This is a genomic window from Rhodanobacter thiooxydans LCS2, assembly GCF_000264375.1.
GTDB lineage: Bacteria > Pseudomonadota > Gammaproteobacteria > Xanthomonadales > Rhodanobacteraceae > Rhodanobacter > Rhodanobacter thiooxydans.
In genome coordinates, this window is the sequence record NZ_AJXW01000059.1 from 1 (window position 1) to 339 (window position 339).

Consider the following 339-nt stretch of genomic DNA (forward strand, 5'->3'; position numbering starts at 1 on the left):
GGGCAGCAACGGTGCGGTGCCGGCTCAGCGCCGCACCGCCAGCACGCCATCCAGCGCCAGCTGCGCCTTGAAGCCAGCTTTCTCCAGCCGAGTGGCTACCTCGCGCGGCACGTCGCGGCCGCTGGTGAGTTTGTTCGGGCTGCCGGTGTAGTGAAACAGCCGGCCGCCCTTGCGCAGCACGCGGGCCAGCTGGTCGTAGAACGCCTGCGCGTAGAGTTCGCCGGCGATGCCGAAGCGGGGCGGGTCGTGCAGCAGCGCGTCTACCGAAGCGTCGGCGAGCTGCGCGATCGCCTGCGACACGTCGGCGTGGACGAGCTGCAGGCGGCCGCCACTGGCCGG

The 339-nt window shown here is 72.0% G+C and carries 1 protein-coding gene; it reads right to left on the reverse strand.

The features are described from left to right. Window positions 1-24: 24 nt before the first annotated feature. A partial coding sequence (locus tag UUA_RS12475) for an MnmC family methyltransferase (RefSeq protein ID WP_008437409.1) occupies window positions 25-339 on the reverse strand: 315 nt, incomplete at its 5' end.